General features: G+C 67.4%; 21 protein-coding genes and 1 tRNA gene. 15 read left to right on the plus strand and 7 right to left on the minus strand.

From position 1 onward, the window contains the following. Both MFF58_RS32360 and MFF58_RS24570 read right to left on the minus strand, forming a co-directional pair. Window positions 1-129, minus strand: a 129-nt coding sequence (locus MFF58_RS32360) for a sugar phosphate nucleotidyltransferase (protein WP_283206467.1), incomplete at its 3' end; no start/stop codon positions are given. 74 nt (window positions 130-203) lie between these two features. After that, window positions 204-1,349, minus strand: a complete 1,146-nt coding sequence (locus MFF58_RS24570; RefSeq protein ID WP_238291652.1) for a glycosyltransferase — start codon at window positions 1,347-1,349, stop codon at window positions 204-206. A 448-nt stretch (window positions 1,350-1,797) separates the two neighbouring features. On the opposite strand from MFF58_RS24570, the gene MFF58_RS24575 reads away from it, so the two are divergent. Next, entirely contained in the window at window positions 1,798-2,979 is a 1,182-nt protein-coding gene (locus MFF58_RS24575) for a glycosyltransferase family 4 protein (RefSeq protein WP_238291653.1), read from the plus strand. A 147-nt stretch (window positions 2,980-3,126) separates the two neighbouring features. Here the strand turns inward: MFF58_RS24575 and rfbF are convergent, their stop codons facing one another. Both rfbF and MFF58_RS24585 read right to left on the minus strand, forming a co-directional pair. Continuing rightward, window positions 3,127-3,912 (minus strand): glucose-1-phosphate cytidylyltransferase, encoded by a 786-nt coding sequence (gene rfbF / locus MFF58_RS24580; protein ID WP_238291654.1) that lies wholly within the window; start codon window positions 3,910-3,912, stop codon window positions 3,127-3,129. Between the two features lie 26 nt (window positions 3,913-3,938). Continuing rightward, a complete protein-coding gene (locus MFF58_RS24585; protein WP_238291655.1) occupies window positions 3,939-4,979 on the minus strand; it encodes an NAD-dependent epimerase/dehydratase family protein in 1,041 nt (346 codons plus the stop codon). A gap of 391 nt (window positions 4,980-5,370) precedes the next feature. Here MFF58_RS24585 and MFF58_RS24590 point away from each other — a divergent pair, with 391 nt between their 5' ends. The 7 genes from MFF58_RS24590 to MFF58_RS24620 all read left to right on the plus strand — a co-directional run bounded on the left by MFF58_RS24590 (window position 5,371) and on the right by MFF58_RS24620 (window position 11,352). Further along, window positions 5,371-6,705, plus strand: coding sequence for an NAD(P)H-dependent oxidoreductase (locus tag MFF58_RS24590; protein WP_238291656.1), 1,335 nt, complete (start codon window positions 5,371-5,373; stop codon window positions 6,703-6,705). Then, window positions 6,702-7,250: a dTDP-4-dehydrorhamnose 3,5-epimerase gene (rfbC, locus tag MFF58_RS24595; protein ID WP_238291657.1), complete on the plus strand. Its 549-nt coding sequence runs from the start codon at window positions 6,702-6,704 to the stop codon at window positions 7,248-7,250. Before MFF58_RS24590 ends, rfbC begins: the two co-directional genes overlap by 4 nt. An 806-nt stretch (window positions 7,251-8,056) precedes the next feature. After that, complete coding sequence (locus tag MFF58_RS24600; RefSeq protein ID WP_238291659.1) at window positions 8,057-8,896, plus strand: polysaccharide deacetylase family protein; 840 nt, start codon at window positions 8,057-8,059, stop codon at window positions 8,894-8,896. Further along, the gene (locus tag MFF58_RS24605; protein ID WP_238291660.1) at window positions 8,889-9,761 is read left to right on the plus strand and encodes a glycosyltransferase family 2 protein; all 873 of its coding nucleotides are present in this window, start codon (window positions 8,889-8,891) and stop codon (window positions 9,759-9,761) included. Before MFF58_RS24600 ends, MFF58_RS24605 begins: the two co-directional genes overlap by 8 nt. Then, the gene (locus MFF58_RS24610; RefSeq protein WP_238291661.1) at window positions 9,758-10,741 is read left to right on the plus strand and encodes a glycosyltransferase family 2 protein; all 984 of its coding nucleotides are present in this window, start codon (window positions 9,758-9,760) and stop codon (window positions 10,739-10,741) included. The genes MFF58_RS24605 and MFF58_RS24610 overlap by 4 nt, the downstream gene beginning before the upstream one ends. 196 nt (window positions 10,742-10,937) lie before the next feature. Beyond that, window positions 10,938-11,014: transfer RNA gene (locus MFF58_RS24615), tRNA-Pro, on the plus strand. Between the two features lie 26 nt (window positions 11,015-11,040). Next, window positions 11,041-11,352 carry an ETC complex I subunit gene (locus tag MFF58_RS24620; RefSeq protein WP_238291662.1) on the plus strand — a complete coding sequence of 104 codons (312 nt, stop codon included), beginning with the start codon at window positions 11,041-11,043 and terminating at the stop codon, window positions 11,350-11,352. Window positions 11,353-11,356: 4 nt separating this feature from the next. Here the strand turns inward: MFF58_RS24620 and MFF58_RS24625 are convergent, their stop codons facing one another. The 3 genes from MFF58_RS24625 to MFF58_RS24635 form a co-directional block, all read right to left on the minus strand. Next, the gene (locus tag MFF58_RS24625) at window positions 11,357-11,815 is read right to left on the minus strand and encodes a nucleoside deaminase (RefSeq protein ID WP_238291663.1); all 459 of its coding nucleotides are present in this window, start codon (window positions 11,813-11,815) and stop codon (window positions 11,357-11,359) included. Window positions 11,816-11,865: 50 nt separating this feature from the next. Next, window positions 11,866-12,933, minus strand: a complete 1,068-nt coding sequence (locus MFF58_RS24630) for a spore photoproduct lyase family protein (protein WP_238291664.1) — start codon at window positions 12,931-12,933, stop codon at window positions 11,866-11,868. 121 nt (window positions 12,934-13,054) lie between these two features. Further along, window positions 13,055-14,065, minus strand: a complete 1,011-nt coding sequence (locus tag MFF58_RS24635) for an NAD-dependent epimerase (RefSeq protein ID WP_238291665.1) — start codon at window positions 14,063-14,065, stop codon at window positions 13,055-13,057. A 658-nt stretch (window positions 14,066-14,723) separates the two neighbouring features. Between MFF58_RS24635 and MFF58_RS24640 the strand changes: the two genes are divergently transcribed. The 7 genes from MFF58_RS24640 (at window position 14,724) to MFF58_RS24670 (ending at window position 22,873) form a co-directional block, all read left to right on the plus strand. Then, the gene (locus MFF58_RS24640; protein WP_238291666.1) at window positions 14,724-15,431 is read left to right on the plus strand and encodes a glutathione binding-like protein; all 708 of its coding nucleotides are present in this window, start codon (window positions 14,724-14,726) and stop codon (window positions 15,429-15,431) included. Window positions 15,432-15,438: 7 nt separating this feature from the next. Next, a complete protein-coding gene (locus tag MFF58_RS24645) occupies window positions 15,439-16,014 on the plus strand; it encodes an NUDIX domain-containing protein (protein ID WP_238291668.1) in 576 nt (191 codons plus the stop codon). After that, window positions 16,011-16,928: an inositol monophosphatase family protein gene (locus tag MFF58_RS24650; RefSeq protein WP_238291669.1), complete on the plus strand. Its 918-nt coding sequence runs from the start codon at window positions 16,011-16,013 to the stop codon at window positions 16,926-16,928. Before MFF58_RS24645 ends, MFF58_RS24650 begins: the two co-directional genes overlap by 4 nt. 287 nt (window positions 16,929-17,215) lie before the next feature. Continuing rightward, window positions 17,216-17,866 carry an aldehyde dehydrogenase iron-sulfur subunit PaoA gene (gene paoA, locus MFF58_RS24655; RefSeq protein ID WP_238291670.1) on the plus strand — a complete coding sequence of 217 codons (651 nt, stop codon included), beginning with the start codon at window positions 17,216-17,218 and terminating at the stop codon, window positions 17,864-17,866. Window positions 17,867-17,876: 10 nt separating this feature from the next. After that, window positions 17,877-18,851, plus strand: a complete 975-nt coding sequence (locus MFF58_RS24660; protein WP_238291671.1) for an FAD binding domain-containing protein — start codon at window positions 17,877-17,879, stop codon at window positions 18,849-18,851. 22 nt (window positions 18,852-18,873) lie between these two features. Next, window positions 18,874-21,096, plus strand: a complete 2,223-nt coding sequence (locus MFF58_RS24665; RefSeq protein WP_238291672.1) for a xanthine dehydrogenase family protein molybdopterin-binding subunit — start codon at window positions 18,874-18,876, stop codon at window positions 21,094-21,096. A gap of 235 nt (window positions 21,097-21,331) precedes the next feature. Then, window positions 21,332-22,873, plus strand: coding sequence for an acetate--CoA ligase (locus tag MFF58_RS24670; RefSeq protein ID WP_238291673.1), 1,542 nt, complete (start codon window positions 21,332-21,334; stop codon window positions 22,871-22,873). Window positions 22,874-22,981: the final 108 nt, after the last annotated feature.

The following is a 22,981-nucleotide window of genomic DNA, read 5'->3' on the forward strand; positions in this document are numbered from 1 at the left end:
GGTCGAGGCCTGCGCATCCACAAGCCGGGCGAACTGCTTGGGCATGCTCTCCCGCGAGGCCGGCCACAGGCGCGTGCCCGTCCCACCACACAAAATCATCGGGTGAATGAGCGGAAAACCTTCAGACATCGCGTCGGATCTCTCGAGTGACGGGGCGTGCGCTGGCACCGGACGATCGGCCGGGCCACGGTGATCGGACGCGATCATTGGACCAGATAGGCACGGCCCGGCTCGCGCTGGATCCGATCGGGCGAAAGACCTCGGCCCTTCAGAACCGAGTCGATGAACTGACCGATCTCGTCCGAGAAGCGGTCGACGCCGAATTCGGCGGCGCGGCGCACCATCCGGGCCGGATCCGGCGCCAAGGCTTCGCAGCGGTGGATGGCGTCGATCAGCGCATCGACGGATTGCTCGTGGAAGAAGCTTCCAGTCACACCGTCGATGACCGTCTCGGTGACGCCGCCCTTGCCGTAAGCGATGACGGGCCGCCCGCTCGCCATGGCCTCCACGGGAACGATGCCGAAATCCTCCTCCCCGGGGAAGATCAAGCCCCGGCATCGGGCGTAATGATGCTTCAGGACGTCGAAGGGCTGCGGACCGAGCATCGTCACGTGCGGGCCGGCGCGATCGCGCAATTCCCGCAGCATCTCTCCGCCGCCGATGACGACGAGCGGCTTGCGCAGGCGGTTGAACGCGTCGATCGCCAATTCCGGTCGCTTGTAGCGGACGAGTTCACCGACCATCAGGTGGTAATCGCCGATCTCCTCGCTGGAGACCCGCTCGAAGGCCGCCGTGTCGACCGGCGGATGGATGACCGCCGCGGGTCGGTGATAATACGTCTCGATCCGCCGGGCGACGGTGGCCGAATTGGCGACGAATTCCTGCACGCGGCCCGCCGAGATCGCGTCCCAGTTCCTGACGTAGTGCGCCAGGGGCGGCATCAGCATGCGGGTGAGAAGACCCGTCCGCTCCCGGTAATCGTGGTACATATTCCAGATGTAGCGCATCGGCGAGTGACAGTAACAGATGTGAACCGCGTCGGAGGGCGGGATGATTCCCTTCGCCGGGCCCGATTCGCTGCTGATGATCAGGTCGTATCCGCGCAGATCCAGCTGCTCCAGCGCCATCGGCATCAGGGGCAGATATGATTTATACTTCGTCGTGGCGCGGGGCAGCTTGCTGATGAAGGATGTGTGGACCCGGTGCGCGTTGATGGCCGGCGATATGGCTTCCGGTGCGTACGCGTGCGTGAAGATGTCGGCTTCCGGATACAAGTTGCAGAGCGCCTCGACGACCTTTTCCCCACCTCGCATTCCGACGAGCCAATAATGGACGATCGCAACCTTCATTAACCGCGCCCCTTCAAGCGAAATGTTTCTGCAGCGCCGCGTGCGCAGACCCGGCGGGCACCGGACGAACCCGGCGGCGAGCGACCCATTTTGACGGATCCGGGTCCCGATCCCCTGGCCGATCAAGCCCCTGGCAAGACGCTTGATCGGCCACGGCCGAGCGGTCTCATGGGCTGCTATAGACCATTATCGCGGCTTTCCCACTTCTCTGAACTGCGGGCGCCCCTCCCGACCCGAGCGGCAGGCCGCTCGGGCGGAGCCGCCTCCGGGCCTTGTGAGAGAAGAGGCGATTGGGCCGGACCGCCGCCCCGTCCCGGGCGACGGACGATCCACCGAGCGATCGGGCCAGCCCTCGCCGCCGCTCCGGGGCCGGCTGGCGCCGGAGGGCTGCGCGCTGGCCATCGGCGGATATCGACCCAGATACGTTTGGCGATTGCCTTTCCGGTCCATGCTCAGGACAGAGTGGCGAGGCCGCCGGCACCGCGCCGGTCGTCCGCACCGGCAACCTCCCTCTCCGTTCAGAACACGCATTTCCAGGAACGACTCGATGGAACCGAGACATGGGTTCGCCATGAACGGGCGTTTCCTCACGCAGGATCTCACGGGCGTTCAGAGATACGCCTGGAACGTCGCGCGTCATCTCAATGACCGGCTCGAGCGGCTGAACACCTCGGCCCCGATCCTGGCGCCAAGCCACGCCGCCGATCCGCACCTGTCGGCGATGCCCCTCGTCGACTTCGGTCGCGTCGGTGGACATGCCTGGGAGCAGTTCGCCTTGCCCGCACGCTGGCGCGGAAACCTGCTCAACCTGTGCAACACGGCCCCGGCCATCAAGGCGCGACAGGTGGTGTGCATCCACGATGCCAATGTCTTCATCCGGCCGGAGAGTTACAGCACCTCCTTCCGACTGTATTACCGGTTCCTGCAGACGGTCATCGTTCGGAGATCGCTTCAGGTCACCAGTGTCTCGGCCGATTCGGCAGCCCAGATCGCGCGGCATCTTCCCCTGAAGGCCTCCCAGATCATCGTCCTGCCCAACGGCCACGAGCACGCGCTGGCATGGCAGCCAGATCGTGCCAAGGCGGCGCCAGCGATCGTGAGCGGCCGGCGCGGCGGTCCGGAGCGCCCCTTCGTCCTGGCGCTCGGCTCCCGCGCACCGCACAAGAACCTGCAGCTCATCATGGACATCGCCCCGAGGCTCGGTGAGAGCGGCATCGACGTCATCGTCGTCGGCGGATCCGCCAAGATATACTCCGACGACGGCCTGTCGGGCGGTGACAACGTGCTGTTCACCGGGCGGATCGACGACGATGACCTGGCCTTCTTGCTGGAGCGCGCGCTCTGCTTGCTGTTCCCCTCCTGGACGGAGGGGTTCGGGCTCCCGATTGTCGAGGCGATGGCGCGGGGCTGCCCGGTGATCTCCTCGGATCGCGCGAGCATGCCGGAAGTCTGCGGCGACGCCGCGCTGATGGCCGCCCCCGATGACCCGTCAGCCTGGATCGGGCATGTGGAGGCGCTGCGGCAGTCCCAGCAACTGAGAAGCGAACTGACGGCCGCCGGTCGACAGAGGATAAACCAGTTCTCGTGGAGAACGACGGCGCAGGCCTATGCCGACCTGATCGTCTTATAGGCGCCCGGCCCTCGGAGATCCGCACGGCCGTGCCACCTCCCGGGCCGAACCTCACCGGGCCGACGCCCCGTGCTCGTCAAGGCACCGGGTCCGGCCCGGCTCAGGGCAGGCCGGCGCCGTCGCGCGCCCGCGACGGAGCGAACCCCCTCAGCGTTGCGGGTCCGGCCACACCTTCCAGGGCGCGCCCGCGGCCCATTGCTGCTCGATGACGTGCTTGTCGCGCAACGAGTCCATGCTCTGCCAGTAACCGTCATGCCGGTAGCTCGCGAGTTTCCCGTGCTTGATCAGACGGGCCATCGGCGTGTCCTCGAACACGGTGTCGTCGCCGTCGATGAATTCGAACACCTCCGGCTCGCAGACGAAGAAGCCGCCATTGATCAGGCCGCCATCCGACGCGCCCTTCTCGCGGAAGCCGGTGACCTGATTGACGTCCCGGCTCAGCTTCAATGCGCCGTAGCGCCCCGGCTGCATCACCGCCGTCAGGGTGCACCACGCCTTGGAGGCGTCGTGCGTCGCGATGAGGCGATGCAGATCGACATTGCTCAGGCCGTCGCCGTAGGTGAGGAGAAAGCGCTCGCCGCGGAGCAGGTGCTGCGCTCGACGCAGACGGCCGCCGGTCATCGTCTCGATCCCGGTATCCAGGACGGTGACCTTCCAATCCTCAATGGGATTGTTCAGCCATTTCGTTTCGCCCGAGGCCAGATCGATCTGAAAATCCGCGTGGTGGCCGCGGAAATTCAGGAAATAGTCGCGGATGAACCCGACCTTGTAGCCACCCAGGATGACGAAGTCGCGGAAGCCGAAATGAGCGTAGTAGCTCATGATATGCCAGATGAGCGGCCGCCCGCCGATCTCGACCATGGGCTTGGGGCGGACGCTGGTTTCCTCGCTCAGGCGTGTGCCGAAGCCACCCGCGAATAGGACGACCTTCATCTCACGGTACTCCTCGACGGATTGATTCAGAGCCAGCGGAGATTCTCAGAGAGGCGGTTCGCCTGGATGTGATCCTGCAGCACGCGCAGGCGCATCAGCGTCGAGGATCGAAAGTCGGGATCGTTGAATCCCATGCGGCGCAGCCCATCCACCAGGGCGTGGATCGAGTCTGCCAAGCTCATCTGCGGCTGGTGGTCGGGCGCAAGCGCGGCATAGCGGCTGAAATCGACCTGGTACGAGCGGCTGTCGGCCGGCGCGTCGGTGTTGATGTTGACCCGCGTCCCCGGCACCGCTGCGGCCACAGCCTCGGCGAGATCCCGCACCTGATAATTGGCCGCGTTGGTTCCGGCGTTCAGGATCAGGAACCGGTCGTTGCCGCTGGAGGAGCGGCACGCGGCCCAATCCAGGGCGCGCGCCATATCGGTCGTATCGATCAGGGGACGCCACGGAGTCCCATCGCTCAGGACGCTGATCTCACCGGTCGACAGCGCGCAGGCGACGAAATCGTTGAGCACCAGATCCAGTCGCAGCCGGCTCGACATGCCGCAAGCCGTCGCGAAGCGCAGGCAAGTGATGGTCATGGCGCTGTCAAGCTCTGACAGGCCCTGCTCGGTTCCTATCTTGGAGGCGGCATAGGCGGTGACGGGATTGACGGCATCGTCCTCGCGGCGAGGTCCGCCTTGCGCGACGCCGTACACGCTGCAGCTGGAGGCGAAGACAAAGCTGCGCACGCCGGCCTCGCTGGCGGCGCGCGCGAGAGCGACGGAAGCATCCTGATTGATGGCTCGCGTGACGTCAGCGAACCGATTCCCCATCGGATCGTTGGATACGGCCGCGAGGTGGATCACTGCATCGTATCCGCGCAATATTTCGGGATCGATGCTCCGGACGTCGCCGTAGCTCTGCTGATCCAGCCGCCGCTCCGGCAGATCAGACGCGCCCGTGAGACAATGGGCGAAGAAGGCTTGATCATACCCGTGGAGAAAAATCCCGGGATGCGCGCGCCGTAATTGCTGAACCACGGCCGGGCCAACATAACCTAGATTGCCCGTGATCAGCACTCGCATGGATATGGTCCTGGTGGCCGGTGTCTAGTTACGATTGGAGCGGTTTGGCAGTTATTTTAACAATACACCCATATCAAAGCACGTCAAATTACGTAAACCGGATCTGAATAGCGCACCATCGGATCATTGTGATCCACGCGGCTTCGATCCGGCGCGCGACGGCGCTGGGGATGACCGGCCAGCACCACCCGCTTTTGCGGCCTTGAGCAATGCATGAACAGGGGCACGAATACGCAGTTCGTCTCGACAAAGAGAGTAGACAATGGGGGTATGATGGTCTCTTTAAGCAGGGTTCGATCGGCCTAACCTTCACACCCGCTCCGTCATCGCGCCTCGTCCGACACGCCGTTCAACCGGCCGCCGTCGAGGCAAAGATGGGAATGAGACGACGATGATCCTCGTAGACTCCGCCCTCGCTCGGCGGGAAGCTGACGGCGAACCGATCCGTGTCGCCCTCGTCGGAGCGGGGTTCCAAGGCAAGGGAATCGTCCGGCAGATCGTGCGTTCGACCACGGGTATGCGCGTCGTCGGCGTGGCCAACCGCCATGGCGAACAGGCCCGGCGCGCCTTCGCCGACCTCGGGATAGAGCCGATCGAAGCGGAGGGACGGGCGGCCATCGAGTCCGCGATCGCGGCGGGCAGGCCGGTCGCGACGGAGGACGCGGTCGCACTCGTTCAGGCCGACGGCGTGGATGTCGTCGTGGAGGTTACGGGCTCCATCGAATACGCGGCGCAGATCGTGCTGGCCGCGATCGAGGCCGGCAAACATGTCGTCCAGATGAACGCCGAGATGGACGGCACGGTGGGGCCGATCCTGAAGGCCAAGGCGGATCGGGCGAACGTCATCTACACGTTCGCCGACGGGGATCAGCCTGGCGTCCAGATGAACCTCTATCGCTTCGTGGCCGGCCTGGGCGTGAAGCCGGTTCTCTGCGGCAACATCAAAGGGTTGCACGATCCCTACCGCAATCCGACCACGCAGCGATCGTTTGCCGAGAAGTGGGGCCAGAAGCCGGCCATGGTCGCGTCCTTCGCGGACGGCACGAAGATTTCCTACGAGCAGGCGATCGTCGCGAATGGCACCGGTTTCGGCGTCGCGCGCAGGGGAATGCTCGGTCCGGATTTCTCGGGGGGCGATCCCACGGCGCCACTGGTTCCGCTGGAGGCCACCCTGTCGGCTTTCACCGAGGCGCTCGATCAGAGCCGCACCGGCCTTGTCGACTACGTCGTCGGCGCCCGGCCCGGCCCCGGCGTCTTCGTGATCGGGACGCATGACGATCCCGTCCAGCAGCATTTCCTCAATCTCTACAAGCTGGGCGCCGGCCCATATTATTGTTTCTCGACGCCCTACCACCTCTGCCACTTCGAGGTGCCGACGTCGCTCGCGCGCGCGGTTCTGTTCCGCGACGCGGTGCTCGCCCCGGCCGGCGCGCCCCGCGTCGGCGTGATCTCAGTGGCCAAGAAGGATCTGGCGCCCGGCGAGATCATCCAGGAATTCGGTGGATACGAAGCCTACGGGGTCGCGGAGAACAGCGCGGTCATCGACCGCGAGGATCTCCTGCCGCTCGGGCTCGCCCTCGGTGCCGCGTTGAAGCACGCCGTTCCCAAGGACCAGCCGATCCGTTTCTCCGATGTCGATCTGCCGCCGGGGCGCCTGGTGGATCGCTTGTATGCGGAACAGCGCGCGCACTTCTCCGCGCAGCCTGAGACGGGACGGGTGGCATGATCTTCCAGGAAACCGAACTGAGCGATGCGCGGCTGATCGAGGTCGAGCCCCGCGGCGACGAGCGGGGCTGGTTCGGGCGCACCTTCTGCACGACGGAGTTCGGGGCGAACGGCCTCGAAACCGTCTTCGTTCAGCAGAACGCCTCGGTTTCCGCTCAGAAGGGAACGTTGCGCGGCATGCATTTCCAGCGCGCGCCCCACGGCGAGGTGAAGCTGCTGCGCTGCCTGCACGGAGCGATCCTCGACGTGATCATCGATCTGCGGCGGGATTCGCCGACCTTCCTGCGCCACCAGGGGTTCGAACTCTCCGCCGAGAACCGCCGCATGCTCTATGTGCCGAAGGGCTTCGCGCACGGTTTCCAGACACTCTCGGACGAGGTGGAAGTCAGCTACCTGGTTTCGGCACCCTACACGCCCGCCAGTGAAGGCGGCGTGCGCTACAGCGATCCGCTGTTCAACATCGATTGGCCCTTGCCCGTGAGCGTCATCTCGGACAAGGACGCGAACTGGCCGCTGCTGGACGCGGACACCTTCCAGGGCATCTGAACGGGCGGATCCGGGGCGAGCGATCGGTCGCGGTCTCGCACGACGGGGGTCGGCCATGGCCGCCGCCGACTCCCGCGCGGCCGTAACTCGCCGCCCTTCCCGGGCAGGACGCCGGAGAGCCCGGCCAGACGCGCCGGAGAGACCAGGCTGCCGTCCGCGACGGGTGCCGCCGACAGCCTGGTCGCCGTGACGCCGCCGCCAACCGCGCGCGGAAACCGTCGCACTCACCGCAGCTTACGCCATCCGCAGATCAGGCTCAGCACCGAACCGCGCGAGCGGCGCCCGCGGAGCCAACAATCTCCGTCTGCGTATTCGGCGTGATCTCGACTTTCAGCGCTTCGCTAACACTCCGCGGCATAAGGCTGGTTAATTCACGTATCTTGATATGGCGCAGATGCCGCGCGACCGTTCTCAATGTCCGGCGTTGCTCTGCGGGCCTGAATTTTTATGGAAAATTTTTAATGCAAATCTGACGTCCTTCTGATCGGCCGAATGGACGGCCCGGCAGTCAAAACCGAAAGTTGCACGGCGCTCGATACTGATTGTTGCGAGATGTTTCTTGACTACGGATGCCGAATCTCTGATGAAAGGCGCTGGAAGCAGAAACTCGGGTCGCGGTACGCACGGCAATTATGCGTGAGAGGTTTGCGAGTATCTATCGAGACTCTGTTCCACGTATTGGAAAGTTATCTTCCGCGTTGGGACTCAAGCGGGCAACGATATTCTGCCTCCATTCGGTCGAGAGGCAAGACGATCCTAGTCGCTTGAAGGGCGCTATGGCCGTTACGGACGTCTTCCTCGACAGATTGCTGCACCACATCAAGGGCAGAGGCATCCCGGTTGTCAGTCTCGACGAATGCGTCGCCCGCCTCGATTCAAATGATCATAGCCCGTTCGTGTGCCTGACATTCGACGACGGCTACCGTGACAATTACGATGTCGCCTATCCGGTTCTCCGCAGCCATGCGGCGCCGGCGGCGATCTTCCTGGCGACGGGTCTGCTCGACCGCACGAGCCCGATGTGGTGGCATCCCCTGGAGCGCGCGCTCGCCGTCGGTGAGAACTTCGGGCTTGGAGCCAGCCGCCACGCGATCAGATCAGAGACCGACCGTCGGCACGTCTATGCCGAATGGGCCGATCGCTTCCGCCGGCTGGATCCGGCTGGGAAGGTGCGGCTCGTGGAGGATCTGGCCGAAGCCAACCCGCATTTCCGGCGATCGGACGCCTTCGAGAGTGCGCTGAGTTGGGACATGGTCGACGAGATGGCGCGCTCGGGGCTCATCACCTTCGGTGCCCATACGGTGTCGCATCCGGTCATGGCGCACCTCTCCGAGTCCGATCTGATCGAGGAGGTCGGCGTCTCCCGGGATCGCTGCGCAGCGAGGGTCGGGCGTGAGCCCCGCTACTTCGCCTACCCGTTCGGCCAGCCCCACGAGACGGGTCCTTTGGCTCCTCGCGTCGTCGCGCAGGCTGGCTTTTCGGCAGCCTTCACGACCCAGGCGACCACTCTGAGAAGCGGCGCCGATCGCTTCCGGCTGCCCCGGATCATGCTGACGCAACAAACACAGAATACGGCGGCCATCGATGCCTACCTGTCCGGCCTGACAGAACTGATCAAGACGCTCGGAGTCCGGTCCCATGGATGATCCCGGCACGCGACCCGAATTCAGCCTGATCATCTCGACGATCGGGCCTGCTCCTCGATTGAGGTCTGCCTTGCAGAGTCTCGTCGCTCAGTCGTACGAATCCTTCGAGGTCATCGTCGTCGATCAGAACGAGACCGACCACGTCCGCCGGATCGTCGCTGAATTCAGTCGGTCCGGTAAGGTCCACTACACGCGGAGCGGCGTGGGGCTCTCGAAGGGCCGAAACGCCGGTCTCGCGATGGCGAGCGGGCGGATCGTCGGCTTCCCCGACGATGACTGCGAATATCCGCCGACGCTGCTGGCGAGCTTGAAGGAGCACTTCGTCCGGCACGGCAGCGCATCGGGCGTCTGCGTCCGTTGCTGCGATCACGACGGGCAGGACAGTGCGGGCCGTTCAGACCGCACGAGCGGATGGATCAGCAAGACCAATGTCTGGAGCCGAGCCGTCTCGGTGGGCATATTCCTGCGCACGGAGCGGATCCGGGAGATCGGCGGGTTCGATGAACGTATCGGCCTCGGGAGCAATACCCCATACCTGTCGGGCGAAGAAACGGATCTGTTGTTGAATCTGCTCTCGCGAGGGCACAAACTCTACTACGACCCGGGCCTCAACGTCTATCATGACCGCGGCTCATCGAAGATAACGTGGTATCACATCAAGCGGTCCTACGCGTACGGGTTGGGCAAGGGGCTCGTTCTCCGGCGGCACGCGTACCGGAAGCGCGAGGTCGCCATCCACTGCATACGGCCGATCCTCGGGGCCGTGGTGGCCGTCCTGACCGGCAATCTGAGCTTGGCGCTCTTCCGCGCCGCAAGGGCCAAGGGCCGCTTCGACGGCTGGAACTCCCAATATCCGGCATCATGAGCCGGATGGACATGGATCTCTCGGTCGATCCGAGCGATCACCCGTCCGTCTTTCCTGAGTGGCGTCTCGTCGAGCGGTTCACAGCGATGCGGTTATGTGTCGGGATCGCGACGCGCGACAGAACGCAGATCCTCGAGCGCACGATGGATCGTCTGCTGGTGCAGACGCGTCTGCCCGACGAGGTGATCCTCTGCTCACCGGCGGCGCTCGATCTCACCGCGGCGCGGTACCGGTCGGCGCCCTTTCCGATCCGCCACGTCGTCTCCGAACTCGGGCTCACGAAGCAGCGCAACACGATCATGCGCTCGATGGAGCGCAGTGACGTGCTGCTCTTCATCGACGACGATTTCTTCCTGGGGCGAACCTACATCGCCGAGATGATCGAGGCCTTCGGCGATACCTCGATCGTCGTCGCGACCGGAACGGTGGTCGCGGACGGGATCAAGGGACCGGGCCTGTCGCCCGAGGCGGCCGAGCAGATCATCGCGCGCGACGACGCGCATCCCCGGCCCCGTGGGATGAAGGAGGTGCGGCACGGCTACGGGTGCAATATGGCGCTGCGCTACCGGACACTCGTCGAGCACGGGCTCGATTTCGACGAGAATCTCCCGCGATACGGCTGGTACGAGGACGTCGACCTCATGCGCCGCCTGGCGCGCCATGGTCGCGCCGTGCAGTGCACGTCGGCGCGCGGGGTCCATCTCGGCACGAAGCTCGGACGCTCGAGTGGCAAGTTCCTGGGCTACTCGCAGATCGCAAACCCGATCTATCTGCACAAGAAGGGTACATACGACCGCCGCGAAGCGGTGGTGAGCATCGTTCAGAACTTCGCGGCGAACTTGGTCCGTTCGGCGCGGCCGGAAGCCTACATCGACCGCCGGGGCAGGCTCATCGGCAATCTCATCGGTCTGCGCGATCTCGCGACCCGTCGCCTGCATCCGCTGAAGGCGCTCCAGCTCGATGCGCCCCGTCCGGCGTGACCGACCGGTTCCGGACTGCGGAGGGCCCGCCATCCTCCGCCGGCGTGATCCGAAGCCCCGTCCTCGTCGCGCGGACGTCCGATCGCCGGCGCGGGGCATTCGAGTGCCCGGGGTGGGGATCGGCGCCATCGCGGCCCACGGTCGCCTTGCGGCGCGCCGGCCGAACCGGTAGGGATCTGAGCCCCATCGGGGGTGTCGGGGTGTGGCGCAGTCTGGTAGCGCACCTGGTTTGGGACCAGGGGGTCGTAGGTTCGAATCCTATCGCCCCGACCATTCGTTCAGGAGCATGTCGACCGCAGATGCCGAGCGCCCGCATCTTTCGTCCGTCCCGCGACGCCACGCAGTCGGGCCTCGCCCGGACCAAGCAGTGGATCCTAGAATTCGACCAGACGAGCCCGCGCGAGATCGATCCGCTGATGGGCTGGAACGGCTCCTCCGACATGATGCAGCAGGTGCGGCTGGAGTTCGACACGGAGGAGGAGGCGGTGGCCTACGCCAAGCGCGAGGGGGTCGCCTACCGGGTCGAGCAGCCGGCCAAGCCCGCCGCCCGCAAGGGGCTCTCGTACTCGGACAATTTCAAGTTCAACCGTACGGCGCCCTGGACGCATTGATCCGTCAGCGTCTCCGGCGGGCCGCCCAGGCGGCGTAGGGCGCCTCGCCCGCCGGCCGGACCTGGCTCAGTCGCATTGGCTGAGTCTCCAGGGGCTGGCAGAGTTCGGCGTAGATCGCGGCGCTCCCGACATCGTGCGCCTCCGCCTCCTCAGCCGAGAAGGCGAAGTAGCCCTGCTTGAAGCCGGCGAGCCGCATCGCGGCGTGGCACATGGGGCAGGGGCGCCCGCTCGCGTACATCACGCAATCCGAGAGATCCCGGCGCCCCAGGATCCGGCTCGCCTCCCGCAGGGCCACCATCTCGGCATGGGCGCTGGGATCGTTCGTGGCGTGAACGGTGTTGGCCGCGCGGACCAGGATCGCGCCGTCGCGCACGATCACCGCGCCGTAGGGGGATCCTCCGGCCTCGATGTTCGCCTCGGCGAGCGCCACCGCTTCGTGGATGTAGGTCTCGTGCGTGGCCATGACGACGCTCTTCCTCCGCTGGCGCTCCAACGCCGCACGGGACGGGGAGTTCAGAACGCGTAGCGCACCGTGCAGTACGGCATCGTGTCCGCGAGCAGGGCCTTGAACCGCCCGAGCCATCGGCCCTTCCAGCCGGTCCGGTAGCGCAGGTTGGTGCCGCCGCCCTGCGAGACCTTCGCCTCCTGGATATCCGGCCGCCAGAGGAGTTCCTCGGCCCGCGGATGCCACCCGAGATTCACGTCATGGAGATCCGCGTTGTGGGTCAGCATGATGATCTCGCACTTGAGCTGCGCCTTGGCGGCGTCCGACAGCGTCCCGTCGAGCTCGGCGAAGAGCGCGCGCCAATCGTCCTCCCAGCCTTCGTACAGGATCACCGGCGAGAAGTTGGCGTGGACCTCGTATCCTGCGGCCACGAAGTCGTCGATGGCGGCGATCCGTTCGGGGATCGGGGCGGTGCGCACGTCGACCACCTTGGCGATCCGCGCGGGCATGAGCGAGAAGCGGATCCGCGTCTTGCCCTGCGGATCGTAGTCCAAGAGATCGCGGTTCACCGCCTTGGTCGCGAAGGACGCCTTCGCGTTCGGCAGGGTGCGGAACAGCTCGACGAAACTGCGCACCCCGCTGCTCACGGCGGCATCCACCGAGAGGTCGCCGTTCTCGCCGATGTCGTAGACCCAGGCGGCCGGGTCGATCGCATCCGGCTCGGGGAGGGGACCCTGCCGGGCGGCGTGCCGGCGGATCGCCGCGCAGGCTTGGTCGATGTTGACGAACAGGGAGATCGGGTTCGAGAACCCCTTGCGCCGCGGGACGTAGCAGTAGGCGCAGGCCATGGCGCAGCCATTGGAGGTCGAGGGCGCGATGAAATGCGCGCTGCGGCCGTTCGGCCGCATCGTGAGGCTCTTCTTCACGCCCAGGACCAGGGTCGAGCGCTTGATCCGCACCCAGTCCGCCACCGAGCCCGCATTCCCGTGCAACTCCGGGATGTTCCAGTGTGACGGCACGGCGATGCGCTCGGCATCGGGGAAGCGCCCCAGGATCTCCTGGCCGAGGGGGAAACCTTCCACCGCCGGCTCATGGTAGATCGTCCGGATATCGAGGAGGTCGCGGGTGAGGGCCATGCCGGTTCCGAGGCCCGAGGACGGCCCGCATCTCGATATGGGGTTCTGCGGCGGCGCCGGAATGGCTTGCGACGTGTCGTCCGGGTCGATCCCCAGAGGAATCCGGCAAGCCGCGTCCCAATCAGACGCGGTGGTAATCCCGATACCAGCGGACGAACCGGTCCACGCCGACCTCGATGGGGGTGCTCGGCACGTATCCGGTCGCCGCGGCGAGGTCGTCGACATCGGCGTAGGTTTCCGGAACGTCGCCGGGCTGGAACGGCAGGAACTCCTTGACGGCCTTCCGGCCCAGGCACTCCTCCAGAACCTCGATCAGGTGCAGGAGCTGCACCGGTCGGTGATTGCCGATGTTGTAGACCCGGTAGGGTGCCGCGCTCGTGCCGGGATCGGGGGCGTTCGAGTCCCAGGCTGGATCGCCCTGCGCGGGGTTGCCGGCGAGGCGCACGATGCCTTCCACGACGTCGTCGATGTAGGTGAAGTCACGCATCATCTGCCCGTTGGCGAACACCTTGATCGGCTCGCCGGCCAGGATGGCGCGCGTGAACAGGAACAGCGCCATGTCGGGGCGGCCCCACGGTCCGTAGACCGTGAAGAAGCGCAGTCCGGTGCACGGGATGCGGTAGAGATGGCTGTAGCAATGGGCGAACAGCTCGTTCGACTTCTTGGTGGCCGCGTACAGGCTGACGGGATGATCGACGTTCTGGTGCACCGAGAACGGCATCTGCGTCACCGCGCCGTAGACCGAACTCGATGACGCGTAGAGCAGGTGCTCGACCGGGCTGTGGCGGCAGCCTTCGAGGATGTGCAGGAAGCCTTCGACGTTGCTCTTCACGTAGACGTGCGGGTTCTCCAGGGAGTAGCGCACGCCCGCCTGCGCCCCGAGATGGATGACCGTCCCGAAAGCGTGTGTCCGGAAAACATCGTCCATGGCCGGGCGATCGGCCAGATCGACCTTCCGGAACGCGAAGTTCCCGTGCGCGGACAGGCGTTCGAGACGGCTCTCCTTGAGCGCGACGTCGTAATAGTCGTTGAGGTCGTCGATCCCGAGGACTGTGCGGCCCTCGGCCAGATAGCGCTGGGCGACATGGTAGCCGATGAACCCGGCCGCCCCGGTCAGCAGAACAGGCTTCATCGCGCTACCCGAGCGCGGGTCCCCCGGTCTCGATCCTGGCAGGGCGTAAGCTGCGATACCGTCACCGCGACCTCTCGATGGGATGGAGGGCAGATGCCCAGGCCGCCGAGCATCCCGCCGTCGGACGAGGGCGGGTCGTGACGGGCGTAGGCCGCCACGCCGCGACTGTGGCGCGGTCATCCGCCGTCGACAAGACGCGTTTCACGCAGGGCGACTTGCGTCTCGGTCCGCCGGGCCGCCCCCTCGACATGAGCTCACCACCGCCGCTCGGGCGACGCGGCCCCTTCCGGCCGGACTGTGAACTTGGGTCGACGTGAATGGACCCCCTCTTCGGGCACGCGCTCCGGAACCGATCTTCTCCGGTTCGACGGTGTTCTCGCAGGCTCGGTCAGCCGCTGGAGATGCCACCGCGGCTCTGTCGACCACCCCGTGATACCGGGACCGCGCAGCGGCGTTCGGAATCCGCAGCCGCGGCGCGCCCTCAGCATGGCGCCGTCGGCGAGCCGGACGTGCAGCGTGGGCGGGACGCCGCGATCGAGACGCCGGGGCGATGTGATCCGGTCGCACGCAATCTCAACCCGCGCCGGTCTCATGCTTGACCAGGGGCTCGCGACGGCCCACTTCACGTTCGCCGGGGGGCGCAGCGGGACGCGGACGGATGATCAATCTCCACTACTGGCCGACGCCGAACGGCCATAAGATCACGATGTTCCTCGAAGAGGTCGCCCTCCCATACCAAATTCAACCTGTAAATATTGGTAAGGGTGATCAATTTAATCCGGAATTTCTGAAGATTGCTCCCAACAACCGCATGCCGGCGATCGTCGACGACGAGCCGGCGGGGGGCGGTGCGCCGGTCTCGCTGTTCGAATCGGGCGCGATTCTGCTCTACCTCGCCGAGAAGACGGGGCGCTTCATCCCGGCCGACCTGCGCGGCCGGGCCGAGGTTCTGCAATGGCTGTTCTGGCAGATGGGCGGGCTCGGTCCGATGTTGGGCCAGAACCACCACTTCTCGCAATACGCACCGGAGAAGATCGACTACGCGATCAAGCGCTACGCCAATGAGACCAACCGGCTCTACGGCGTCCTCGACCGGCGGTTGGCCGACCGAGCCTTCATCGCCGGCCCGGATTACTCCATCGCCGACATGGCCTGCTATCCCTGGATCGTGCCGTACGAGAAGCAGGGTCAGAACCTCGACGACCACCCGAACCTCAAGCGCTGGTTCACGGCCATCGCCGAGCGGCCCGCCACGAAGGCGGCCTACGCCCGCGCTCCGGAGGTCAATCCCGATTTCGGCAAGACCATGAGCGAGGACGCCAAGAAGGTGATGTTCGGCCAGACCGCCGCCAGCACGCAACGCTGACCCGCCCGTGACCGATCCCGCGCCCGTCCTGCCGCTGGAGGTGCTCCACCGGGGGTGGAACACCTTCGGCATCGCCACGCTCACGCTGACGGACGGCAGCACGGTGCGGCGGGCCCTGGAGGATCACGGCCAGGCAGCCTGCGTGCTGCCCTACGATCCCGGCCGTCGCGTGGCCCTGCTGGTCCGGCAGGCCCGGGTCGGCCCGGCCTTCTGGGGTGAGCCGGCGGATTTCGACGAGGCCCCGGCGGGCGGACTCGACGGCGGCGCGCCCGAGGCGACCGCGATCCGCGAGGCGATGGAGGAGGCGGGCGTGCGCCTGAGCCGGCTGGAGCCGGTGGCGCACGCCTACACGATGCCCAGCGTGTCTTCCGAGCGCCTCTGGCTCTACCTCGCGCCCTACGGACCCGCCGACCGTGTCGGCGCCGGGGGCGGCCTGCACGAGGAGGGCGAGCAGGTGCTCGCCCTTGAGGTCCCGCTCGTCGAGCTGGCGGACCAAGCCCGGACCGGTCGCCTGCCGGATCTTAAGACGCTGGTCCTGGTCCAGGCCCTGATGCTCCGCGTACCCGAACTCTTCGCCGCATGACCGCTCGAACCGACACGCCCGCGCAGGACGTCCTCGCGCGGATGCTCGCTTTCGCCGAGGAGGCGGCACCGCTGGCGCTTGCCATGCGCGCGCGCGGCCTGGACATGACGAACAAGGGCCCGGATCTCGGCCAGGCCCTGACCGAAGCCGACCTCGCCGTCAGCCGATTGCTGCACGACCGCTTCGGACCGGATCTCATCGAGGAGGAGACGGCCGGGGAACTGGGGCAATCGGCGGCGCGGGCGCTGCTGGCCCGGGACGCCTGGACCTTCGTGGGCGACCCGATCGACGGGACACGTCCCTTCGCGGGCGGCCTTCCGGGCTGGGGCGTGATGGTGGCGGCCTGCCGGGCCAGCTGGCCCCGGGCCTGCGTGATGAGCCTGCCCGCCTGGAACGAGGACCGTTCGCACCCCGTTCGCGCCGAGCCGGCCGAGGCGGCGCAGGGCATCCTGCTGGCCGCGTCCGAGGGCCAAGCCTTTTGGGCGCCGACCCGGGGCGGACGCCAGGCCGAGGGCTTGCGGCCGCTCGAACGAAGGATCGGCCGCACCGGCCACGTGGGCTGGCTCGCCGTGGCGGCCCAGCGTTTCACCCTGGATTACGGTCGAGGCTGGTTTCCCTGGGGGGAGGGCGGCGCCATCGCCGACGCCGCGCTTCTCGCAACCGGCCGGCTCGACGCAACCTTGAGCAACCACAGGCTCTGGGATCTGGCGCCGCTCCTCCCGCTCTTCGAGGCTCTGGGCTTCCACCTCTATCACTGGCCCGATCTCGCCGATCCACCGGCCGCCCTCGTCGACCTGTTCGACGCTTCACTCTCCGCTCACGACGACCTGTGGATGGTCTGCCGGGACCGGGCGCAGGCGGCCGATCTGGCCGCGGCGATCCGGCTGGCCGAGCCGGCATCGACGCGGGCCTGAGGCCCTGACGGGTCGCGCACGGGGCGGCCAACCAGTTCGGCCTCATCGTTTTGCCAGCGACGCGAAGCCACCCGGCCGCGCCACCCCGATCGAGATGGCGCTCCGCCGGGTCGCTGCGCTCGCGATGACGAAGGCCGCAGGATCGCGACTGGCAGCCCCCGGAACGCGACGTGGCCGCGGTGAAGGGGCGCAGTCTGGAGCGGATCTAATCCATCGACCCGACGTTGGCACACCGGATTCCAGATTGCGTCGCGCCCGGTTGCGTCACGCATGGGCGGGACAGCAGCATGACAGACGCGACTCCGAAGAAGCCGTTCGCCCTGACGCGGCGTGCCGTGGTGGAGGGCTGCGCGGCAGCCGGTGTGCTGGGCGCTCTCGGTTATCGGCCGGCGCCCGCCCTCGCCGCACCCGGCGATCCGGCTCCGCAGACGATGCCGGTGCGGCTCACCGTCAACGGCACGCCGCAGGATCTCGTCCTCGACACGCGCACGACGCTGCTCGATGCCCTGCGCGAGCATCTGGCTCTCACCGGCACCAAGAAGGGCTGCGACCACGGCCAGTGCGGCGCCTGCACGGTGCTGGTGGACGGCCGGCGGATCAATTCCTGCCTGACCCTCGCGGCGATGCACGAGGGCGATCAGATCACCACGATCGAGGGCCTCGCGGACGGCGACAAGCTTCACCCGATGCAGGCGGCCTTCCTGGAGCACGACGGCTTCCAGTGCGGATACTGCACGCCGGGCCAGATCTGCTCGTCGGTCGGCATGCTGAATGAGGCCAAGGCCGGCTGGCCGAGCCACGTCACCGAGGATATGGCCGCGACCCCGACGCTCAGCGACGCGGAGATCCGCGAGCGGATGAGCGGCAACATCTGCCGCTGCAGCGCCTATCCCAACATCGTCGCGGCCATCCGCGACACCGCCGCCAGCAACCTCTGAAGGGGCGGACATGAAGGCTTTCACCTACGAACGTCCGGCTACGGTTCAGGACGCCGCCAAGCTCGCGGCCGAGCGGCCGAATGCCAAGTTCATCGCGGGCGGCACCAACCTCCTCGACCTGATGAAGCTTCAGGTCGAGACACCGGCGACCCTGATCGACGTCAATCGGTTGCCGTTGAACACCGTCGAGGCCACGCCGGAGGGCGGCCTGCGCGTCGGCGCGCTGGTGCGCAACTCCGACCTCGCCGCGGACACGCGGGTCCGGAAGGACTACGCCGTGTTGGCGAAGGCGCTGCTGGCCGGCGCATCGGGCCAGCTGCGCAACAAGGCGACCACCGCCGGGAACCTGCTTCAGCGGACGCGCTGCTACTATTTCTACGACACGGCCATGCCCTGCAACAAGCGCGAGCCCGGCTCCGGCTGCTCGGCGATCGGCGGGTTCAACCGCATCATGGCGGTGGTCGGCGCGAGCGAGTCCTGCATCGCCACCAATCCGTCCGACATGGCGGTGGCCATGCGGGCGCTCGACGCCACCGTCGAGACCATGAATCCGGACGGGCAGCCGCGCGCCATCCCGATCGCTGACTTCCACCGGCTCCCCGGCGACACGCCGCAGATCGAGACGGATCTCCGCAAGGGTGAGATCATCACCGCCGTGACGCTGCCGAAGCCCGTGGCGGGGATGCACATCTACCGCAAGGTCCGCGACCGAGCCTCCTACGCCTTCGCGACCGTGTCGGTGGCGGCCGTGATCGTGGGCGGCGAGAACGGCCGACCCGGCGCGGCGCGGCTCGCCTTCGGCGGGTTGGCGCACAAGCCGTGGCGGGTCGCCGAGGCCGAGGCCGCCCTCGTGCAGACCGGCTCGGCGGATGCCGCCGCCGACGCCGTGCTGAAGGGCGCCCGCGGTTACGGCAGCAACGACTTCAAGATCCCGCTGACCCGGCGGACCCTGCGCGCCGTCGTGGCGCAGGCGACCCGCGCGTAGAATCTCGGCAAGGACCATTCCCATGGAAATGAACCAGCCGATCGGCCGGACCCCGCTCGACGACCGTCCCGACGGTCTTGTCGGCAAGCCGCTGAGCCGGGTCGAGGGCAAGCTCAAGGTCACGGGTCACGCGCCCTACGCCTACGAGATCCGGGCGCTGAAGGACCCGGCCTACGGCTTCATCGTGCCGGCGACCATCGCGTCCGGCACGATCCGGTCGATCGACGCCGAGGCCGCCCGCAAGGCGCCGGGCACGATCCTGGTCCTGACCCACGAGAACGTGCCGGAGCAGGGCGAGAAGAAGGAGCAGGTCACGCCGCAACTCCAGGGCCGGGACGTTCGGTTCTACGGGCAGCCCGTCGCCTTCGTGGTGGCCGAGACCTTCGAGCAGGCCCGGGCGGCCGCCATGCTGGTCAAGGTCCAGTACGATGCGAGCAAGCCCAAGGGCCTCCTCAAGGACAACCTCGCGGCGGCCTACGAGCCGAAGCCGGTCAACTCGCCGCCGGATTCCAAGCTCGGCGACTTCGATACGGCCTTCGCGTCCGCGCCGGTGAAGCTCGACGTGGAATACGTCACGCCGAACCAGATCCACACGCAGATGGAGCCGCACGCCACCATCGCGTCGTGGGAGGGTGACGGCGTCGTGCTGCACACGTCCAATCAGATGCCGAACCGGGGCCAGAAGGCGCTGGGTTCCGTGCTGAAGCTGCCGCCCGAGAAGGTCCGGATCGTCAGCCCCTATATCGGCGGCGGTTTCGGTTCGAAGCTGCAGGTCCAGCCGGAGGCGACGCTGGCGATCTTGGCCTCGAAAGTCATCCGACGGCCCGTCAAGGTGGCGCTGACCCGGCAGCAGGAATTCCACGTCGCCACCCACCGCACCGACACGATCCAGCGGATCCGGCTGGGCGCCGACCAGAACGGGCGCCTGTCGGCGATCAGCCACGAATCGTGGTCCGACACCGCCGAGGGCGACGGCTTCTTCGAGACCTCCGCCAACGTCACCCGCTCGCTCTACGCGGCCCAGAACCGGGTGACCCGCCACCGGCTCGTGAACCTCAACATGCCGATCGCCTCGGCGATGCGCGCCCCCGGCGAGGCTGTCGGCCAGCTCGCCTTCGAGTGCGCCATGGACGAGCTCGCCGAGCAGCTGAAGGTCGACCCGATCGAGCTGCGGGTGCGCAACGAGCCGGCCGAGGATCCCGAGAAGAAGGTGCCGTTCTCAACCCGCCAGCTCGTCCCCTGCATGCGCGAGGGCGCCCGCCTGTTCGGCTGGGACAAGCGGCAGGCGGCGGGCAGCCGCCGCGAAGGCAATTGGCTCGTCGGACTGGGCATGTCGGCCGCCGCCCGCCTCAACCCGCTGATGCCGTCCTCCGCGAAGGTGCGGCTCGGACCGGACGGCGTGCTGGTGGTGCGGATGGCCATGACCGATCCCGGCACCGGCACGTACACGATCCTCACCCAGATCGCCGGCGAGATGCTGGGGCTGCCGCCCGAGCGCGTGCGGGTCGAGTTGGGCGATACCGACTTTCCCTTCGCGGCGGGCTCGGGCGGCTCGTTCGGTGCCGCCTCGGCGGGCTCGGCGCTGTACGTCGCCTGCGACAACCTCCGCCAGGCCCTGCTCAAGGCCGGCGATCTCAACCCGGACGGTGCCGTATTCCGCGACGGCGCGGTCACGTCCGGCAACCGCACGGAGGCGCTCACCGACCTCGCCAAGTCCGGGCTGGAGGCCTCCGGCGAGATCAAGCCCGGCGAGATGAAGCAGAAGTTCTCGCAGTATTCCTACGGCGCCCACTTCGCGGAGGTCGGCGTCGATGCCGATACCGGCGAGATTCGGCTGCGGCGGATGCTCGGGGTCTTCACCGGCGGGCGCATCCTCAATGCCAAGACCGCCCGCAGCCAAGCGATCGGCGGCATGACCTTCGGGGTCGGCGCGGCGCTGATGGAGGATGCGGTGGTCGATCCCCGCTACAGCTACTTCGTCAACCACGACATGGCCGAGTACCATGTGCCGGTCCACGCCGACCTTCCGGAGATCGACGCGGTGTTCCTGCCGGAACTCGACGACAAGGCGAACCCGCTCAAGAGCAAGGGTCTCGGCGAGCTCGGCATCTGCGGGGCCGGCGCCGCCCTCGCCAATGCCATCCACAACGCCACCGGGATCCGGGTCCGCGAGTACCCGCTGACGCTCGACAAGATGCTGAAGGGGTTCGAGGAGCAGGAGGCGCAGGCCCAGCGGCGGACGTAGATCCGGAGCCGCTTCACGCCGCGCGTTCTGCGCGAGGTCCCGGATCGCTCCACCCGTCCGGGGCAGGCGGCGCAGGATGGGACGCCGGCCCCTCGTGCCGACGCGTGCAGCGCCCGCGGAAGGCGACCCCGGACCCGACACGGGGCTCGCCGCGCGCTGGCCAGACGTCGAAGGTTGACGGAAACACGCCCAGGCGGGACACCCGGCCAAAAGCCCGAACGCGGGGGAGCGCCCGGTGCCCGAGAGCCTGTCCGAAGACCGCCGTCCGCCCGCGCGCTTCAACGCCGCGCGGTATTGTCTCGCCGAGAACGCGCGTCTGCGTCCCGACAAGACCGCCCTGATCCTGGTCGGGGACGGCACGGAAGACAGCCTCAGCTTCGGCACGGTCGAGCGTTCGGTGCGCGCCATCGCGGCGGGCCTGCTCGGTCTTGGACTCAAGCCCGGCGACCGGGTGATGATCCGGATGGGCAACGAGGCCGATTACGTCCTCGTCTATTTCGGCGCACTGGCTGCCGGGCTCGTGGCCCTCCCGTCCTCGCCGCTCCTCACCGAGGACGAGGCGGCGTTCCTGCTGGAGAATTCCGGTGCGGCCGCCGTGGTGGTCGGAGGCGGCTGCACCGTCGCGCCCGAGGCTCTGGACGGCCGCCTGCTCCTCGATGCCGCCGCGATCGCCGCCCTGAAGGCCGGCCCGAAGCTGCCCGACTACGCCGATACCGCCGCCGACGATCCGGCGATGCTGATCTACACATCCGGCACGACCAGCCGGCCGAAGGGCGTGCTCCACGCCCACCGCGCCGCCTACGGCCGGCGGCCGATGCTCGACCACTGGCTCGGGCTCACTGAAGCCGACGTGATGCTGCATGCCGGAACCATGAACTGGACCTACACGCTGGGTGTGGGCCTGAGCGACCCCTGGTCCGTGGGCGCCACCGCGGTGCTCTACAACGGTCCGCGCGATCCCGCCGTCTGGCCGCGCCTGATCGCGCAGTACCGCGCCACCCTGTTCGCCGCCGTCCCGACGCTCTACCGCCAGATTCTCAAATACGGCGATCTCAGCGCGCACGACCTGTCGAGCCTACGCCACGGCTGCACAGCCGGCGAACCGCTCCCGGTGGAACTGCTCGACGCCTGGACGCAGGCCACCGGCAAGCCCCTCTACGAGGCGCTCGGGATGAGCGAGATCTCGACCTACATCTCCAGCGGCCCGACCGTCCCGGTACGACCCGGCTCGCCCGGCAAGCCGCAGCTCGGCCGGCGGGTGGCGATCCTGCCGAGGGAGGGCGAGCCCGTGCCGCTCGCCTCCGGCGAGACCGGCCTGCTCGCCGTCCACCGTTCGGAGCCGGCGCTGATGCTCGGCTACTGGAATCGCCCCGAGGAGGAGGCGGAGGTGATGCGGGGCGACTGGTTCACGGGCGGCGACCTCGCCCGGCTCGACGATGACGGCTACCTCTGGTTCGCGGGCCGCAACAACGACCTGATGAAGGCCATGGGCTACCGCGTGTCGCCCAACGAGGTGGAGGTGGTCCTGTCGGCCCATCCCTCCGTGGCGGAGGTCGGCGTCGCGGAGTTGCCGGTGCGGGCGGATGTTTCGGTCATCTGCGGCTTCGTGGTGCTGCAGCCCGATGCCGAGCCCGACGCGGCGGCCCTGCTCGCGTGGTGCGCCGATCGGCTCGCCGCCTACAAGCGCCCGCGCGAGATCCGTTTCCTCGACGCCCTCCCGCGTACGGCGAACGGCAAGGTGCAGCGGAAGCGATTGGCAGCGGCGGTGGCGGGCTGAGGCCGGGTTTCTCCGGTGAAGGCGTGGCACGGACGACACCATCCTCCCGGCAACGGCGATCGGCTGCCCCGGCGTATCGACCCGCGCTGCGCCATCAGCGCCGGCGGC

This window comes from Methylobacterium longum (genome assembly GCF_022179385.1).
GTDB lineage: Bacteria > Pseudomonadota > Alphaproteobacteria > Rhizobiales > Beijerinckiaceae > Methylobacterium > Methylobacterium longum.

Excerpts from the sequence above, each read along its gene's own strand:
- MFF58_RS24570 (WP_238291652.1), bottom strand. The coding sequence starts at position 1,349 with ATGAAGGTTGCGATCGTCCATTATTGGCTCGTCGGAATGCGAGGTGGG.
- MFF58_RS24575 (WP_238291653.1), top strand. The coding sequence starts at position 1,798 with ATGCTCAGGACAGAGTGGCGAGGCCGCCGGCACCGCGCCGGTCGTCCG.
- rfbF (WP_238291654.1), bottom strand. The coding sequence starts at position 3,912 with ATGAAGGTCGTCCTATTCGCGGGTGGCTTCGGCACACGCCTGAGCGAG.
- MFF58_RS24585 (WP_238291655.1), bottom strand. The coding sequence starts at position 4,979 with ATGCGAGTGCTGATCACGGGCAATCTAGGTTATGTTGGCCCGGCCGTG.
- MFF58_RS24590 (WP_238291656.1), top strand. The coding sequence starts at position 5,371 with ATGATCCTCGTAGACTCCGCCCTCGCTCGGCGGGAAGCTGACGGCGAA.
- rfbC (WP_238291657.1), top strand. The coding sequence starts at position 6,702 with ATGATCTTCCAGGAAACCGAACTGAGCGATGCGCGGCTGATCGAGGTC.
- MFF58_RS24605 (WP_238291660.1), top strand. The coding sequence starts at position 8,889 with ATGGATGATCCCGGCACGCGACCCGAATTCAGCCTGATCATCTCGACG.
- MFF58_RS24610 (WP_238291661.1), top strand. The coding sequence starts at position 9,758 with ATGAGCCGGATGGACATGGATCTCTCGGTCGATCCGAGCGATCACCCG.
- MFF58_RS24620 (WP_238291662.1), top strand. The coding sequence starts at position 11,041 with ATGCCGAGCGCCCGCATCTTTCGTCCGTCCCGCGACGCCACGCAGTCG.
- MFF58_RS24625 (WP_238291663.1), bottom strand. The coding sequence starts at position 11,815 with ATGGCCACGCACGAGACCTACATCCACGAAGCGGTGGCGCTCGCCGAG.
- MFF58_RS24630 (WP_238291664.1), bottom strand. The coding sequence starts at position 12,933 with ATGGCCCTCACCCGCGACCTCCTCGATATCCGGACGATCTACCATGAG.
- MFF58_RS24635 (WP_238291665.1), bottom strand. The coding sequence starts at position 14,065 with ATGAAGCCTGTTCTGCTGACCGGGGCGGCCGGGTTCATCGGCTACCAT.
- MFF58_RS24640 (WP_238291666.1), top strand. The coding sequence starts at position 14,724 with ATGATCAATCTCCACTACTGGCCGACGCCGAACGGCCATAAGATCACG.
- MFF58_RS24650 (WP_238291669.1), top strand. The coding sequence starts at position 16,011 with ATGACCGCTCGAACCGACACGCCCGCGCAGGACGTCCTCGCGCGGATG.
- paoA (WP_238291670.1), top strand. The coding sequence starts at position 17,216 with ATGACAGACGCGACTCCGAAGAAGCCGTTCGCCCTGACGCGGCGTGCC.
- MFF58_RS24660 (WP_238291671.1), top strand. The coding sequence starts at position 17,877 with ATGAAGGCTTTCACCTACGAACGTCCGGCTACGGTTCAGGACGCCGCC.
- MFF58_RS24665 (WP_238291672.1), top strand. The coding sequence starts at position 18,874 with ATGGAAATGAACCAGCCGATCGGCCGGACCCCGCTCGACGACCGTCCC.